Origin of the sequence: Pseudomonas oryzihabitans (assembly GCF_001518815.1) — a bacterium.
Taxonomy (GTDB): Bacteria; Pseudomonadota; Gammaproteobacteria; order Pseudomonadales; family Pseudomonadaceae; genus Chryseomonas; species Chryseomonas oryzihabitans_E.
Window position 1 is genome coordinate 3,833,558 of sequence record NZ_CP013987.1, and the last position, 15,026, is coordinate 3,848,583.

The window sequence follows — 15,026 nt, forward strand, 5'->3', positions numbered from 1 at the left end:
GGCAGAGCTTAATGAAGCAAGGCCGCCAGTGCGAGCCCGATCCTAATGCGAATGCCGTGGCGTCCCGCCTTCGCGGGCGATCACCTTGAGGTGCAGGGTGGCCGGTTCCAGGCAGCCGCCGGTGGAGAGCTGGCCCACCAGTTGCCGATAGAGCTCCTGCCAGGGGGTTTGAGCCGGCGGCAGGTTGGGCGTCCATTCGGCGCGGCGGCGCTCCAGCTCGGCATCGTCGAGCAGCACATCGACGCTGCGGGCGTTGAGGTCCACACGCAGCCGGTCGTTGGTCTTGAGCAGGGCCAGGCCACCACCCACCGCCGCCTCCGGCGACATGTTGAGGATCGAGGGACTGGCCGAGGTACCGCTCTGACGACCGTCGCCCAGGCACGGCAGGGAGTCGATGCCCTTCTTGATCAGCGCCGCCGGGGGCGCCATGTTGACCACCTCGGCGCTGCCCGGATAGCCCACCGGACCGGCGCCGCGGATCACCAGGATACAGCGCTCGTCGATGTCCAGGGCCGGGTCGTCGATGCGCGCGTGATAGTCCTCGGGGCCTTCGAAGACGATGGCCCGCGCTTCGAAGCTGTTTTCCTTGCCCGGTTCAGCCAGGTAGGTCTGGCGAAAGGCCTCGCCCACCACCGACATCTTCATGATGGCGCTATCGAAGAAGTTGCCGCTGAGCACGATGAAGCCGGCGCGGTGCTTGAGCGGCGCCTCATAAGGCTGGATCACGGCCGGATCCGAACTGGCGGCCCCCTCGGCGATGGCACCGATGGTCTTGCCGGAAACGGTCAGGCAGTCGCCGTGCAGGCGACCGGCCTTGAGCAGTTCATGGAGCACCGCCGGCACGCCGCCGGCGCGGTGGAAGCCCTCACCCAGGTACTTGCCGGCCGGCATGCAGTTGGCCAGCAGCGGGATGTCCTCGCCCAGGCGCTGCCAGTCGTCCAGCGACAGTTCCACGCCCATGTGGCGGGCGATGGCGATCAGGTGCGGCGGGCAGTTGCTGGAAGCACCCAGGGCCGAAGCCACCACGATGGCGTTGTCGAAGGCCTCGCGGGTCATGATCTGCGAGGGGCGGACGTCGTCCAGCACCAGCTGGCAGATGCGCTTGCCGGTGGCATAGGCCATCTGGCCGCGTTCGCGATAAGGCGCGGGGATGCTGGCGCAACCCGGCAGCGACATGCCCAGGGTCTCGGCCAGGGCATTCATCGACAGGGCCGTGCCCATGGTGTTGCAGTGACCCACCGAGGGTGAGGCGGCGGTGGTCAGGGCCATGAAGCCCTCGTAGTCGATCTCGCCGGTTGCCAGCAGGTTGCGCGCGTGCCAGAGCACGGTACCCGAACCGATCAGCTCGCCTTTGAAATGGCCGTCCAGCATGGGGCCGCCGGACAGCACGATGGCCGGCAGGTCGGTGGTGGCCGCAGCCATCAGGCAGGCCGGGGTGGTCTTGTCGCAACCGGTGGTGAGCACCACGCCATCCAGGGGAAAGCCGTGCAGGATCTCCACCAGGCCGAGGTAGGCCAGGTTGCGATCCAGGGCCGCGGTGGGGCGCCGACTCTGTTCGGCGATGGGGTGCACCGGGAACTCCATGGGGATGCCGCCCGCGTCGCGGATACCGGCCTTGACCCGCTGGGCCAGTTCCAGGTGATGACGATTGCAGGGCGTGAGGTCGCTGCCGGTCTGGGCGATGCCGATGATGGGGCGGCCGGACTGGAGTTCGTCACGGGTCAGGCCGTAGTTCATGTAGCGCTCGACATAGAGCGCGGTCATGTCGGCGTGGGCAGGGTCATCGAACCATTGCTGGCTGCGCAGCGGGCGTTTGGCGGAAGTCATGATGGTCTCTAGTTGTTATTAGGAAAGAGCGGTTAGCGGCCCAGCAGGCCGCGGGCGGCCAGGTTGTGCATCAGGGCACCGAGGCCGAAGCGCCAGGCCGGGGCCTGGTCGCTGGTGGTCACCCTATTGTGCAGGGTTCCCAGCAGCGGGCTGGCGATGCTCACCACGTCACCCACCTTGTGGGTGAAGCCGCCGCCCGGGGCGTCACGGTCCTGGGTCGGGGCGAACAGGGTGCCGAGAAACAGCACGAAACCGTCGGGATACTGGTGGTTGGCATTGAGGGTCTGGGCGGCGAGATCGGTGGGATCACGACTGATCTGCGCCATGGAGCTGCTGCCATTGAGGTGAAAGCCGTCTTCGCCCTGGACTTCCAGGGTCACCACGCACTGGCGGACCTGGTCGAGATCGAAGGTCTCGTCGAACAGGCGGATGAAGGGCCCCAGGGCGCAGGAGGCGTTGTTGTCCTTGGCCTTGCTCAGCAGCAGGGCGCTGCGGCCCTCGATGTCGCGCAGGTTGACGTCATTGCCCAGGGTGGCGCCATGCAGGCGGCCGCGGCTGTCCGCCACCAGCACCACCTCGGGCTCGGGATTGTTCCACTGGGACACGGGGTGAATGCCGATGAGGCTGCCGCTGCCGACCGCGGCCAGCACTGGCGCCTTGGTGAAGATCTCGGCATCCGGCCCGATGCCCACCTCCAGGTACTGCGACCACATGCCCTTCTCGATCAGCAGGGCCTTGAGCGCCTGGGCGCGTGGACTGCCTGGCTCCAGGCCCTGCAGATCCGCGCCGATCACCGCCTGCACCTGCTCGCGGATGGCCACGGCGCGCCCGGCATCGCCGCCGGCCTGCTCCTCGATCACCCGTTCCAGCATGCTGGCGGCAAAGGTCACTCCGGCGGCCTTGATCACCTGCAGGTCGGCCGGCGGCAGCAGGTGCAGACGTGCGGGGTCGGCCTGCTCGCCACTGTTGGCCAGCAGGTCATCAAGGCTGCCGAGGTAGCGCCCGGGGGTATCGCGCAGGGCCTGCAGCGGCGCCTCTTCCTCGAACAGGGCGCTCAGCGTAGCGAAGCGTGCCGAGATATCGAAGACGCCGTCTTCGCGCAGCACCACGGGCGAGGGACCGGCCAGCGGACCGGGCACCCAGGCACGGCCCACCAGGGTGCCGGCCAGGCCATCGGCGGGAAGGGTATTGGCAGGCGAAAGACGAAGGGGCATGGGCAGGACTCCAGGGTTGATGGGTCCACGCTAGGCAGCCAGACTGATAAACTCAAATGGGCTTATCTCATCATTCGATAACCAATGCTTATCGTCCAGGAGGCGTCCTTGTCCGAGCCGTCGTTCAGCCAGATCTGCCACTGGCTCAAGTTTCGCCACCTGCTGCTGATCGACACCCTGGGCCGCACCCGCAACATGCACCTGGCCGCGCAGCAGATGAACCTCAGCCAGCCGGCCATCAGCAAGATGCTCAAGGAGATCGAGCACCTGCTCGGCTTCGCCCTGTTCGAGCGCCAACCGCGCAGCATGCCGCCCACCGCCCTGGGCGAACACGTGCTGCGTTACGCCCGGGTGGCACTCAACGATGCCCGCGACTTCGCCGAGCAGATCGACAGCCTGAGACGCGGCGGTCACGGCCAGCTCAAGGTCGGTGGCATCTTCGCTGCCACGGCGGTGGCCCTGCCGCAGGCCATCGTCGCGATCAAGCAGCGCTGGCCGCTGCTGGCCATCGAGGTGGTGGAGCAGACCAGCGATCACCTGATGGAGATGCTCGACGACAAACTGCTGCACCTGGCGGTGGCACGCTTCACCGACGAAGCCCAGGCCCAGCGTTTCGACTTCCAGCCCCTGGCGCCGGAGCCCTTCCGTTTCGTGGTCAACGCCGATCATCCGCTGGTGGGCAGCGGCCCCGTGGGCCTCGACCAGGTGCTGGCCTGGCCCTGGATCCTCTATCCCAAGGGCACGCCGATTCGCGGGCGCATGGAGCGGGCCTTCGCCGCCGCCGGCCTGCCGGTGCCGAGCAACACCATCGATACCATCTCCATGCAGACCTTTCTCCAGGTGCTGCGCGCCGGCCCCATGATCGGCATGCTGCCCGAGGCCATGGTCGAGCCCTATCTCGCCAGCGGCGCGCTCAGTGCCCTGGAGCTGCCCCTGCACCTGCCGGCGCAGGACTACGGCATCCTTACCCGCAAGGGCGAACCCCTCGGCGAGGCGGCCCGGGAATTCGCCGCCATCCTGCTGAGCCACGCCGGTCGCGAGGAGTCCGCAGCCTAGACAGCTCGATAACGCGCCGTTATCGAATGATCCGCAAATGCCATTGGGAAAGAATCGCTTGCGCTCCTAGAGTGGCCTGGCGTTTCAGACGGCCAGTTCCACTTCACCGGCCGCCTTCGACCTCTTCATAACAACAACGGGCCCCAAGGCCCCGAAGGTCATTCCCATGTTCGAAACCACCGCTCCCCAGGGCGCCGCTGGCGACGCCTTCGAAGAACGCACCTACCGCAAGGTGGTGCTGCGTATCCTGCCGATCCTGCTGCTGTGCTACATCGCCGCCTACCTGGACCGGGTCAACGTCGGCTTCGCCAAGCTGGACATGCTCGACGACCTGGGCTTCAGCAACACCGTCTACGCGCTCGGCGCCAGCATGTTCTTCTGGGGCTATTTCCTCTTCGAGGTCCCCAGCAACCTGCTGCTGCACCGCTACGGCGCGCGCTTCTGGATCGCCCGCATCATGCTGACCTGGGCCATCGTGTCCATGGCGGTGGCCTTCACCCAGCCGCTGGCGCACGCGCTGGGCATGCAGTCGAGCACGCTGTTCTATACCCTGCGCTTCCTGCTCGGCATCTGCGAGGCAGGCTTCTTTCCCGGCGTGGTGCTCTATCTCAACTACTGGTTCCCGACCCAGCGCCAGAGTCGGGTGATGTCCGGTTTCCTGGTTGCCCTGCCCTTCAGCCTGAGCTTTGGCGGCGTGCTTTCCGGCTGGCTGATGAGCAGCTTGCACGACTGGCACGGTCTGGCCGGCTGGCAGTGGATGCTGCTGGTGGAAGGGGTGCCCTCGATCATCATGGCGGTGGTGGTGTTCTGCTGCCTGAGCGACAACATCGACAAGGCGCCCTGGCTGGACGCCCGGGAAAAGGCCCTGCTCAAGCGCAACCTGGACCAGCACAACGCCGGCAAGGCGTCGCGGCTGAGCGAGGTGTTCTTCAACCCGCGGGTCTGGCTGCTGGTGTTCATCCTGCTGACCTTCAACACCGGCTTCTATGGCCTCGCCTTCTGGATGCCCTCGATCATCAAGAACGCCGGGGTCAGCGGCAGCCTGCAGATCGGCCTGCTCACCGCCATCCCCTACAGCGTCGCCCTGGTGGTCATGCTGCTCAACGCCCGTCATTCGGCGCGCACTGGTGAGCAGCGCATGCATGCGGCGGTACCGGCCTTCGTCGGCGCCCTGGGGCTGGTGCTGAGCGCCTGGTTCATCCACAACATCGTGCTGTCGATCTTCTTCCTCACCGTGGCCGCCTCGGGGCTGCTGGCGCTGATGCCGATCTTCTGGTCGCTGCCCGGCACCCTGCTCTCCGGCGTCGCCGCGGCGGCGGGCATCGGTATGATCAACGCCATCGGCAACCTCTCCGGCTTCACCGGGTCCATGATCACCGCGACCATGGAAACCCTCACCGGCGACATCAACAACGGCACCTATGTGCTCGGCGCCTGCCTGTTCGTCAGCGGCCTGCTGATCCTGGCGATCCCGGCGTCGATGCTACACCGGGCGCCGACCGCCGTGCCGCTCGACCTCAAGACCGCCTAGCCGGCCTCGGGCACGGCCGAGCGCCCGGCTCCCGCGGCGCTTGGCCGTCCTATCCCCAGCGCCATCACCGCCGCGACGATGCCGGTTAGCCCAGCCAATACCAGGGCCTCCTGGTAGGAACCGAAGTGCTCGCGCAGGGCGCCGGCGAGGAAGGCCGCGCAGGCGGCGCCGAGCATGTGGCCGCAGAACACCCAGCCGAACACCACCGGCGCGCTCTTTTCGCCAAAGCTCTGGTTGGTCAGCTTGACCGTGGGCGGCACGGTGGCGATCCAGTCCAGGCCGTAGAAGATGCCGAACAGCAGCAGTTGTTCGGGAGCGAAGCCGGAGAACGGCAGGTAGATGAGCGAGAGCCCGCGCAGGCTGTAGTAGACGAACAGCAGGCGACGCGGATCGTATCTGTCGGTCAGCCAGCCGGAGGCGGTGGTGCCCACCAGATCGAAGATGCCCATCAGCGCGAGGATCCCGGCGGCCTGCACCTGGGACAGGCCGTGGTCGTGGCCCATGGCGATGAAGTGGGTGCCGATCAGGCCATTGGTGGTGAAGCCGCAGACGAAGAAGGTCAGGAACAGCAGCCAGAAATCGCGCCGGCGGCTGGCAATGGCCAGGGTGCCGAGGGTCACGCGAAACAGGTTGCCCGGTGCGGTGGCGGCCGGCGCCTGATAGTCCGCCGGGGCACCATGGGGCCGCAGGCCGACGTCCGCCGGCCGCTCGGGCAGCAGCCAGGCCACCAGCGGGATCAGCGCCGCGCTGGCCACGGCCACGGTCAGCACCACTGTCTGCCAGCCCTCGTGACTGGCGAGATGGGCCAGCAGCGGCAGGAACACCAGGTTGCCGGTGGCGGTGCTGGCGGCGAGCAGGCCCATCATCAAGCCCCGGCGGGCGACGAACCAGCGATTGACGATGGCGGCGCCCAGCACCATGGCCACGCAACCGGTACCCAGGCCGCTGAGCACGCCCCAGGTGGCGACCAGGTGCCAGGGCTCGCGCATCAGGGTGCTCAGGGCGGTAGCCAGGCTGATCAGGGTCAGGCCGCCGAGCAGGGTGCGACGGATGCCCAGGGTCTGCATCAGGGCGGCGGCGAAGGGCCCGACCAGGCCATAGAGAAAGATGCCGATGGCGGCGGAAAGCGAGACCGTCTCACGACTCCAGCCAAAGGTCTCCTGCAACGGCAGCAGCAGTACGCCAGGCGTGGACCTCACCCCGGCCGAAACCAGCAGGGCGAGAAAGATCAGCGCCAGGACGATGAAGACGTAGCGTTGGCCGAGGGCGGGGGTTGTGGTCATGGCGATCATCCCGGATCGAGGAGGAATGACCCGAGTATCGCAGCGCTCGCGCCTTGGCGCTGGTCAAGCTGCCCCACGGATTCGGCCAGAATATGGCTGTCATGGGAAGAGGCCGTGGGCGAGCGCTGAGGCTCCGTCATGTTGGGCTTCGCTTTCGCTCAGCGCCAACCTACGGGCGCTCCGCGTAGGTTGGGTTGAGCGAAAGCGAAGCCCAACACATCGATTTCAACCGATCGCCCGCAACTCCTCGGCCAGGCGCTGGGCCAACCAGCGCGCCGCCGGCCCCGGCGCGGCATTGCGGCGCCAGGCCAGCTCCACCACCAAGGCCGGCGGCACCCAGTCGCAATCCAGCTCGGCCAGCAGGCCCTGGTAGGAGGGATAGCGCGCCACGTGCCGCGGCAGCCACCCCCAGCCCAGGCCGCGCATCAGCAATTCGGCGAGTAGATAGAAGCTGTCGGCGCGCCAGACCTGGGGCGCGATCTGCTCGCCACCGGGATAGGGATGCTCCAGCGGCGCGATGAGCAGCTGACGGTGGCGGGCCAGTTCGCGCCGCCCTACCCCGCGCTGGCTGGCCAGGGGATGCTGGGCGCCGCAGGCGGTGACCTGGGCGACATCACCCAGGGCCTGGCGCTCCAGGGCCTGGGGCATGTGCTCATGGCGAAACAGCAGGCCGAGGTCGGCCTGGTCGGTCAGCAGCTTGCGCGCCACATCGCCCTGGGCGCCGCTGGTGAGCTGGACTTCCAGGTGCGGGAAGGCCGCGGCCAGGGCGTCCAGCGCATCGAGCACCGGCTGGTAGGGCATGGCTTCGTCCAGCGCCAGGCGCAACAATGGCTCCTGACCGGCGCAGAGGGCCTGGGCACGGCTGTCCAGCCGCTGGCATTGACGCAGGACCTCCCTCGCCTCCTCCAGCAAGGCCAGACCGGCCGCGGTGATGACCGGCGTACGACCATTGCTGCGCTCGAACAGCGCGACGCCCAGATCGCTCTCCAGCAGAGCGATGGCGGTGCTCACCGCCGACTGCGCCCGTCCCAGACGGCGCGCCATGGCGGAGAAGCTCGCGCCCTCGGCAACGCCGACGAATATCTCCAATTGCTCCAGATTCCATTGCACGACCCATCTCCTCGACGGATAGGTATCAACTTTTACCTATCGCAGATTAAGCGAAGAATGGGCGCATTCGACAGGAGGAATCATCATGAGCGGATACATCTACCTGGCCATCGCCATCGCCGCCGAAGTCGTCGCCACCACCTCCATGAAGGCCATCAGTGGCTTCAGCAAGCCACTGCCACTGTTTCTGGTCATCACTGGCTACGGCCTGGCCTTCTGGATGCTGACCCTGGTGGTGCGCAGCATCCCCGTGGGCGTCGCCTACGCCATCTGGGCCGGGCTGGGCATCGTGCTGGTCAGCATCGCCGCGGCGGTGCTCTACGATCAGAAGCTGGACCTGCCGGCCATGCTGGGCATGGGGCTGATCGTCGCCGGGGTGGTGGTGATCCAGCTGTTTTCGGGCAGCACCGGGCATTGAGACCAGCGGCGTCACGGAGCGTGTAAAATCACGAATCGTGGTTTTTATTCAATAAAATCCACGATTCGTGGTTTCCCAAGATAAGTAGGCCGTTCATGTCCCAACCCTGGTCCACCGATATCCTCATCGTCGGCGGCGGCGTCGCCGGCCTCTGGCTCAACGCCCGTCTCAGACGCGCCGGCTACGCCACCGTGCTGGTGGAGACCTGCGCCCTGGGCGGCGGCCAGAGCGGCAAGTCCCAGGGCATCATCCACGGCGGCACCAAATATGCCCTGACCGGCATGCTCACCGGTGCCTCCGAGGCCATCGCCGACATGCCGCGGCGCTGGCGCGAGAGCCTGGCCGGCAGCGGCGAGCTGGATCTTTCCGGCGTACGCCTGCTCTCCGAAGCCCATTACCTCTGGTCGCCCGGCAGCCTGGCCGGCAACCTCACCAGCTTCTTCGCCAGCAAGGCGGTGCGCGGCCGGGTGGATGCGGTCAAGGGCGACGAACTGCCCCCGGCCCTGCGCGACCGCGCCTTCAAGGGCAAGGTCTATCGCCTGGCCGAGCTGGTGCTGGATGTGCCCAGCCTGGTCGCGCGCCTGGCCGAACTGGCCGGCGACAGCCTGCTGGCCGGGCATGACCTCCAGCCCTTGCGCGAAGAGGGCGAACTGACCGGTCTGGTGGTGGACGGCCAGGCCATCCGTGCCCGCCGTATCGTGCTCACCGCCGGCGCCGGCATGGCCGACCTGCTCCAGGCGCTCCACCTCGAACAGCCGGCCATGCAGCGCCGCCCGCTGCACATGGTGGTGGTCAAGGGGCCCATGCTCAAACCCCTCTATGCCCACTGCCTGGGCGGCGGTCCCAAGCCGCGCCTGACCATCACCAGCCACCCCACCGCCGACGGCCAATGGCTGTGGTACCTGGGCGGCGACCTGGCCGAGGCCGAGGGCGTGGCCCGTGAGCCAGCGGCGCAGATCGCCACGGCGCGGGAAGAACTGCAGCGCCTGCTGCCCTGGATCGATTTCGCGGGCGCCCAGTGGGCGACCCTCAGGGTGGACCGTGCCGAGCCGGCGCAATCCGGGCTGGTGCGGCCGGACAACGCCTTCCTCGCCGAGGAAGGCCGCCTGCTGGTGGGCTGGCCGACCAAGCTGGCGCTGTCGCCGGACCTGGCCGACCGGGTCCTGGCCCATCTCGACCGTGACGGTATCCGGCCGGGACAGCATCCCACCCTGCCCGCCCACCCGCAGCCACCAGTGGCCGCGCCCTTCTGGGAGGAATTGCTGCCATGAGCCTGCGCGATCTGCACGGCCTGCACCGCGCCCTGGGTAGCACCGGTCTCCAGATTTCCCCTCTAGGCCTGGGTACGGTCAAGTTCGGCCGCGACCAGGGCGTGAAGTACCCCAATGGCTTCACCATCCCCGACGACCGCACCGCCGCCGACTTGCTGAGCCTGGCCCGCGAGCTGGGCATCAACCTGCTGGACACCGCTCCCGCCTATGGTCGCAGCGAAGAACGCCTGGGCCCGCTGCTGCGCGGCCAGCGCCAGCACTGGGTGATCGCCAGCAAGGTGGGTGAGGAGTTCGAAGGCGGGCTGTCCAGCTTCGACTTCAGTCCGGCGCACACCCGTCGTTCGGTGGAACGCAGCCTGAAGCGCCTGGAAACCGATTGGCTGGACCTGGTACTGGTGCACTCCGACGGCAACGATCTGAGCATTCTCCAAGACAGTGGCTGCTACGAGACCCTGGCCGAGCTCAAGCGCAAAGGCCTGATCCGCGCCTTCGGCTTTTCCGGCAAGACCGTCGCCGGCGGCCTCAAGGCGTTGGAGACCGGCGATTGCGCCATGGTCACCTTCAACCTCAACGAAGACGCCGAGATCCCGGTGATCCAGGCCGCCGCCGCCCAGGGCAAGGGCATCCTGATCAAGAAGGCCCTGGCCAGCGGCCATGCGGTGCTGGGCGCCGGCCAGGATCCGGTGCGGGCGAGCTTCGCCCGGGTCTTTGGCGAGCCGGGGGTGACCAGTGCGATAGTCGGCACTATCGATCCCCTGCACCTGTCACATAATGTCCGTACCCTGGCCGACGTGATCACCGCTCGGCCCTGATCCAGAGCCTTTCGCTGAACCCTTGCTTCCGTTCGCTGGACGCGCCATCCGGTCGCCCCGGATGGCGCGTCCGCGGCACACAACAACAGGAGTCGGCCATGCCCCAGCTCATCGCCCGCCACAACCCCAAGGCGTTCAAGACCCTATCGCTCGCGGTGGAGGCCAATCACGACGGCCTCAGCTACCAGGCCCTCGGCCAGCCGCTGAATTTCAGCGAGATGCTGGAGCGGCGCCAACCGATCGAAATCGCCGACGCCCAGCAGTTCAGTGCCAAGCTCGCCAATCTGGGCGTCTCGGTCCGCCTCACCCTCAACTGGCAGGGCCAGGATCACTGGCTGCTGGTGCGCCAGCGCCGGCCCGATCGCGGCGACGTGGTGCTCAAGCTGATCTCCGGCTATATCCCGACCCACGAACTGGCCCTGCCGCTGCTCACCGCCGTGCAGGAGGTGGCCGAGGAATGCCTGATCGAGACGCCGCGCGGCTGGCTGGCCGGACGCTTCGCCGACACCTGGCTGCCGACGCCCTATGCCCCCGCCCTGCCCTATCGCGAGGACGTGGCCTTCCGCCTGACCCCGCGCTCGGGGGCGGCACGGCCGGTGCGCTGCGGCAGCCTGGCGCTACTGGAGCGTCCGCGCGCCTATGTGCACACCCCCACCGCCTCGCTCCAGCTGGTCTATGACCTGCTGCTGGAGTTGCCCAAGGAGTGCAAGGCGCCAAGCCTGTTCCACGTCGACGAGAAGATCGAGAACGGCCAGTTGCTCGCACGTCTCGCCCGCCAGCGCCCGGATCTCTATCTGGTCGCCCTGGACGACGGCAAGCCCACCGGTGAGCTCTATACCCTGTCCGCCGGCCAGCGCCTGCCCGTGTCGACCCGCGGCCTCTGGCTGTCGGAAAGCTTCGCCCGCCAGGACGGCTGGCTGGTCCATGACAGCCGGGTGCGCTGGCGCGACTGGTTGGAGCGCATGGCGCCGCAGAGCGCCCTGCAGCGGGCCTAGGACACGAGAGGAATCAGTCGCCCCCCGCGCGGCGTTCACCGGTGACGCCGCCGGCCGCGGCCTGGACCCGGCCGGCTAGCCGCGAAAAGGGCAGCGTCTGGATCCACACGGTGCCATGGCCGCTCAGGGTCGTCAGCACCAGACCCTCACCGCCGAACAGCATGCTGCGCAGCCCCCCGGCCAGCTTGATGTTGTAGTCGATGCCACTGGTGAAACCCACCAGGCAGCCGGTATCCAGGCGCAGCGTTTCGCCCCTTAGCTCCTTGCGGATCACCGTGCCCCCGGCATGCACGAAGGCCATGCCATCGCCTTCCAGCCGCTGCAGGATGAAGCCCTCGCCACCGAAGAAACCGGCGCCCAGGCGGCGGGTGAAGGCCACGCCGATGCGGGTACCCCTGGCGGCGCAGAGAAAGGAATCGCGCTGGCAGAACAGGGTGCCGCCCAGAGCCGCCAGATCCAGCGGGATCACCTGGCCCGGATAGGGCGCGGCAAAGGCGACGTGGCGCTTCTCCCGGCCCTCATTGGTGAAATGGGTCATGAACAGCGACTCCCCGCCAAGCATCCGCTTGCCGGCGCCCCAGAGCTTGCCGAGCAGCCCGGCGGAGCCATCGCCCATACGCGCGGTGAAGTCGATGTCGGCCTCCATGTAGGTCATGGCACCGGCCTCGGCGATCACCGTCTCGCCGGGATCGAGACCGATCTCCACGGCCTGCAGGGATTCGCCGAGGATGCGATGGTCGAGGATATGGCTGGCCATTATGGGCTTTCTCGGTAGCTGCGGAAGCGTCCAGCCTAGCAGTCACCGGCCGCCTTGGCGCGCCTCTTCAGGTCACTGAACGGCGCTTCGCTGTCGGCTCGCACTCGTCGGCCCGGCAGCCAGACGGTGGAACGCCAGCCCGCTTCCAGGGTTCACCTCTAGGTACCCGCCGGCTTCCTGTCCGGCTCAGTTCCAGAGGTGAACATGACCAAGCAATCCGCCCATTCCCCCGCTCAACCCCTGCACGGCACCCAGGAGCACGGCAGCGCCGGGGGCTGGGGTGCGCTCAATGCCGTGACCCAGCACCTGAGCCGCCAGAAGGTGTTGATGCGCGGCAACAAGGCATTGCTGACCATGAACAAGCCGGGTGGCTTCGACTGCCCGAGCTGCGCCTGGCCTGATCCGAAGACCCCGCATACCTTCGAATATTGCGAGAACGGCGCCAAGGCAGTGGCCTGGGAGGCCACCCGCAAACGCACCACCCCGGAATTCTTCGCGGCCCATACCCTGACCGAACTGCGTACCTGGACCGACCATGACCTGGAAGACCAGGGCCGCCTTACCCACCCCATGCGCTACGACGCCGCCAGCGACACCTACCGCCCGGTGAGCTGGGCGGACGCCTTCGCCGAGATCGGTGCCGAACTGCGCGCCCTGGACGATCCCTGGAAGCTGGAGCTTTACACCTCGGGCCGTTCCTCCAACGAGGCCGCCTTTCTCTACCAGCTGTTCGGCCGGCTCTACGGGATGAACAACTTTCCCGACTGTTCCAACATGTGCCACGAGACCACCACCACCGCCATGCCGGAGAGCATCGGCGTCGGCAAGGGCACCCTGGACCTGGAGGATTTCGCCCAGGCCGACGCCATCTTCATCATCGGCCAGAATCCCGGCACCAACAGCCCGCGAATGATGAGCGAGCTGCACGATGCCGTGCACCGCGGCGTGCCCATCCTCACCTTCAATCCATTGCGGGAAAAGGCCCTGGTGCGCTTCGCCTCGCCACAGGCCGTGCGCGACATGGCCTTGCCGGGTGGGGGCGTGGCCATCAGCTCCCAGTACCACCAGGTGCGTATCGGCGGGGATATGGCGGCCATGCAGGGGCTGTGCAAGGTCGTCATCGAGGCTGACGACGAGGCGCGCCGCAGTGGTGCTCCCCGCATCCTCGACGTGGCGTTCATCGAACAGCATTGCGTCGGCCTGGAAGCCTTCGCCGAACACTGCCGAGGGCTGAGCTGGGAGCGCCTGGAGCGCTATTCCGGTCTGACCCGGGCGGCCATGACGGAAGCGGCCAAGGTCTACATGAAGGCCGACCGGGTGATCGCCTGTTGGGGCATGGGCGTGACCCAGCACCGCCGCGGTGGCGATGTCCTGCAGCAGATCATCAATCTGTTGCTGCTGCGTGGCAACGTCGGCAAGCCTGGCGCCGGACCCTGCCCGATTCGGGGTCATTCCAACGTCCAGGGCGACCGCACCGTGGGCATCTATCAGAAACCCAAGGAGCCCTTCCTGGCCCGCCTCGACCAGGCCTTCGCCTTCCGCGCACCGCGCGAGGGCGGCCATGACGTGGTGGAATGCTGCGAGGCCCTGCTGCGCGACGAGCCCCAGGCCTTCATCGGCCTGGGCGGCAACTTCTTCCGCGCCATTCCCGACATCGAGCGGGTAGCACCCCATGTCGCCAACCTGCGCCTGACGGTACAGATCGCCACCAAACTCAACTGGAGCCACACCCTGCACGGCCGCAGCACCTTCCTGTTGCCCTGCCTGGGCCGCACCGAACGCGATGTGCAGGCCAGCGGCGTGCAGACCATTACCGTGGAGGACTCCATGTCCATGGTGCATGGCTCCACCGGCAGCCTGGAGCCGGCCTCGCCGGAGCTGCTGTCGGAGATCGCCATCGTCGCCGGCATCGCCAAGGCGACCCTGGGCGAACGCCATCCCCATATCGACTGGGACGCCCTGGCCGGCGACTACGCGCTCATCCGCGACAAGATCGAGGCGGTGCTGCCCGAACAGTTCGCCGACTACAACGCCCGCATCGAACAGCCCGGAGGTTTCCGCCTGCCCAATGGTGCCCGTGAGCGACAGTGGGATACACCCAACGGCAAGGCCAACTTCCTCTTTCCCGGCGACGTGCTGGACGAGGACGACAGCCCGCCGGATGCCGAGCACCTGCAGCTGATGACGATCCGCAGTCACGACCAGTTCAACACCACCATCTACTCCAATCGCGACCGCTACCGCGACATCGACGAACGCATGGTGGCCATGCTCAGCCCCGAGGACATGCGCCGCCATGAGGTGCAGGAGGGTGATTTCATCGACTTCATCGGCGCCGCCCTGGACGGCATCTCACGCCGCGCCGGCCCCTTCAAGGTCATCGCCTACGACGTACCGGCCGGTTGCTGCGCGGCCTACTACCCCGAAACCAACAGCCTGGCGCCCCTGGCCAACCACGACACCCGCAGCCATACCCCGGCGTCGAAGTCTCTGCCGGTGCGGATCGAGCGGCTCAGTCAGGAACAGGCGATGCAGCGAAGGGGCTTGATCGCGGCGGGATAGTTTCTTTAGGTGTTGGTGCGACAAGGACATCGCGGCCATGGGCCGCTCCTACGTAGGCCGATGCTCCTGTAGGAGCGGTCGCTACGGCGTCCCGGCATGGCCGTGATTGGATAGAAACCATACGTTGGAAACCGCTATCCGGCTCCCTTACCCCAACCCTCTCCCAGAGGGAGAGGAGGCGCTTTGGTGC

At 67.3% G+C, this 15,026-nt stretch carries 12 protein-coding genes; 7 read left to right on the top strand and 5 right to left on the bottom strand.

Annotated elements, in window-relative coordinates; genetic code table 11:
• Positions 1–42: 42 nt before the first annotated feature.
• Together APT59_RS17490 and APT59_RS17495 are read right to left on the bottom strand one after the other, a co-directional pair.
• On the bottom strand, positions 43–1,827 hold the full coding sequence (locus tag APT59_RS17490; RefSeq protein ID WP_059316022.1) for an IlvD/Edd family dehydratase: 1,785 nt from the start codon (positions 1,825–1,827) through the stop codon (positions 43–45).
• 32 nt (positions 1,828–1,859) lie between these two features.
• Positions 1,860–3,041: a fumarylacetoacetate hydrolase family protein gene (locus APT59_RS17495; RefSeq protein ID WP_059316023.1), complete on the bottom strand. Its 1,182-nt coding sequence runs from the start codon at positions 3,039–3,041 to the stop codon at positions 1,860–1,862.
• Between the two features lie 108 nt (positions 3,042–3,149).
• On the opposite strand from APT59_RS17495, the gene APT59_RS17500 reads away from it, so the two are divergent.
• Entirely contained in the window at positions 3,150–4,097 is a 948-nt protein-coding gene (locus APT59_RS17500; protein ID WP_059316024.1) for a LysR family transcriptional regulator, read from the top strand.
• A gap of 166 nt (positions 4,098–4,263) precedes the next feature.
• Positions 4,264–5,628 carry an MFS transporter gene (locus APT59_RS17505; protein WP_059316025.1) on the top strand — a complete coding sequence of 455 codons (1,365 nt, stop codon included), beginning with the start codon at positions 4,264–4,266 and terminating at the stop codon, positions 5,626–5,628.
• On the opposite strand, the gene APT59_RS17510 is transcribed toward APT59_RS17505, so the two are convergent.
• Both APT59_RS17510 and APT59_RS17515 read right to left on the bottom strand, forming a co-directional pair.
• Complete coding sequence (locus tag APT59_RS17510) at positions 5,625–6,911, bottom strand: MFS transporter (protein ID WP_237140537.1); 1,287 nt, start codon at positions 6,909–6,911, stop codon at positions 5,625–5,627. The genes APT59_RS17505 and APT59_RS17510 overlap by 4 nt on opposite strands.
• Positions 6,912–7,136: 225 nt before the next feature.
• A complete protein-coding gene (locus APT59_RS17515; protein WP_059316026.1) occupies positions 7,137–8,021 on the bottom strand; it encodes a LysR family transcriptional regulator in 885 nt (294 codons plus the stop codon).
• Positions 8,022–8,106: 85 nt separating this feature from the next.
• On the opposite strand from APT59_RS17515, the gene APT59_RS17520 reads away from it, so the two are divergent.
• The 4 genes from APT59_RS17520 (at position 8,107) to APT59_RS17535 (ending at position 11,517) form a co-directional block, all read left to right on the top strand.
• Positions 8,107–8,439 carry a DMT family transporter gene (locus tag APT59_RS17520; protein ID WP_059316027.1) on the top strand — a complete coding sequence of 111 codons (333 nt, stop codon included), beginning with the start codon at positions 8,107–8,109 and terminating at the stop codon, positions 8,437–8,439.
• Positions 8,440–8,534: 95 nt separating this feature from the next.
• The gene (locus tag APT59_RS17525) at positions 8,535–9,710 is read left to right on the top strand and encodes an FAD-dependent oxidoreductase (RefSeq protein ID WP_059316028.1); all 1,176 of its coding nucleotides are present in this window, start codon (positions 8,535–8,537) and stop codon (positions 9,708–9,710) included.
• On the top strand, positions 9,707–10,522 hold the full coding sequence (locus tag APT59_RS17530; RefSeq protein WP_059316029.1) for an aldo/keto reductase: 816 nt from the start codon (positions 9,707–9,709) through the stop codon (positions 10,520–10,522). Before APT59_RS17525 ends, APT59_RS17530 begins: the two co-directional genes overlap by 4 nt.
• Positions 10,523–10,620: 98 nt before the next feature.
• Positions 10,621–11,517: a hypothetical protein gene (locus tag APT59_RS17535; protein ID WP_059316030.1), complete on the top strand. Its 897-nt coding sequence runs from the start codon at positions 10,621–10,623 to the stop codon at positions 11,515–11,517.
• Positions 11,518–11,530: 13 nt separating this feature from the next.
• Here the strand turns inward: APT59_RS17535 and APT59_RS17540 are convergent, their stop codons facing one another.
• Positions 11,531–12,274 (bottom strand): TIGR00266 family protein, encoded by a 744-nt coding sequence (locus APT59_RS17540; protein ID WP_059316031.1) that lies wholly within the window; start codon positions 12,272–12,274, stop codon positions 11,531–11,533.
• 204 nt (positions 12,275–12,478) lie between these two features.
• Here APT59_RS17540 and APT59_RS17545 point away from each other — a divergent pair, with 204 nt between their 5' ends.
• Complete coding sequence (locus APT59_RS17545; protein ID WP_059316032.1) at positions 12,479–14,836, top strand: FdhF/YdeP family oxidoreductase; 2,358 nt, start codon at positions 12,479–12,481, stop codon at positions 14,834–14,836.
• Positions 14,837–15,026 lie beyond the last annotated feature (190 nt).

Bases quoted from the DNA above. Each gene is read 5' to 3' on its own strand.
- APT59_RS17540 (WP_059316031.1), bottom strand. From the start codon at position 12,274: ATGGCCAGCCATATCCTCGACCATCGCATCCTCGGCGAATCCCTGCAG.
- APT59_RS17520 (WP_059316027.1), top strand. From the start codon at position 8,107: ATGAGCGGATACATCTACCTGGCCATCGCCATCGCCGCCGAAGTCGTC.
- APT59_RS17490 (WP_059316022.1), bottom strand. From the start codon at position 1,827: ATGACTTCCGCCAAACGCCCGCTGCGCAGCCAGCAATGGTTCGATGAC.
- APT59_RS17535 (WP_059316030.1), top strand. From the start codon at position 10,621: ATGCCCCAGCTCATCGCCCGCCACAACCCCAAGGCGTTCAAGACCCTA.
- APT59_RS17525 (WP_059316028.1), top strand. From the start codon at position 8,535: ATGTCCCAACCCTGGTCCACCGATATCCTCATCGTCGGCGGCGGCGTC.
- APT59_RS17505 (WP_059316025.1), top strand. From the start codon at position 4,264: ATGTTCGAAACCACCGCTCCCCAGGGCGCCGCTGGCGACGCCTTCGAA.
- APT59_RS17530 (WP_059316029.1), top strand. From the start codon at position 9,707: ATGAGCCTGCGCGATCTGCACGGCCTGCACCGCGCCCTGGGTAGCACC.
- APT59_RS17545 (WP_059316032.1), top strand. From the start codon at position 12,479: ATGACCAAGCAATCCGCCCATTCCCCCGCTCAACCCCTGCACGGCACC.
- APT59_RS17510 (WP_237140537.1), bottom strand. From the start codon at position 6,911: ATGACCACAACCCCCGCCCTCGGCCAACGCTACGTCTTCATCGTCCTG.
- APT59_RS17495 (WP_059316023.1), bottom strand. From the start codon at position 3,041: ATGCCCCTTCGTCTTTCGCCTGCCAATACCCTTCCCGCCGATGGCCTG.